This window comes from Bartonella sp. CL63NXGY (assembly GCF_042194905.1).
Classification (GTDB): Bacteria; Pseudomonadota; Alphaproteobacteria; order Rhizobiales; family Rhizobiaceae; genus Bartonella.
On sequence record NZ_JBHINK010000075.1, the window covers coordinates 260 to 846 of the forward strand.

Annotated in this window: 1 protein-coding gene; it reads right to left on the bottom strand. The window is 39.4% G+C overall.

What is annotated here, in order from left to right; translation table 11 throughout:
• Window positions 1-587: two-component system activity regulator YycH (gene yycH / locus ACFIK0_RS09300; RefSeq protein WP_375663896.1), on the bottom strand; the 587-nt coding region annotated here is incomplete at both ends.

A 587-nucleotide genomic window follows, 5' to 3' on the forward strand; every position in this document is an offset into this window, starting at 1 on the left:
TTGCCCATTTTGATGATCGTAAAAGACCCGTTTATTATTGCCATCCCGATAGGTCGTCACGTGACCATTTCGGCTAGTGGTAAAAGTGGAACGCTTATTACTAGAAATCAGGTTTTGGGATAAGGTATCCGCATTTTGGGCGGTAACTTGATAACCAAATACCGGTAAATTAAATGATTTCGGATACAGTAAAATGGTCTGGCCATTAATAATCTTATGCTCAACATTGACCGTCTTAATTTGCTTAGTTTGAGCAGTAACCTTCTTCAAGTAATGATTATCAACACCCCGACTGATCCGTAAGCGATAAACTTTGTAACCATGATCACTGAGCAAATAAATATTGTGAGGATCGCTGGCTGGAATCAGGATATGATCAACCTGTTTAACCCGGCTAGTATCAATCGTCTGCGAAAAAGTTTCGTTAAAAATCGTTGCTGGAACCGTATCAGGATAAGATAACATGATTGAATTGGGTTGGCGCAAATAACTAAGGTAAACATCACTGTTATTCGATTTCACTAAACTCGTCCGGCCTAATTGCCAATGACGAATTTGGTTTCGCAATTGTCCAACTAAGTTAACTC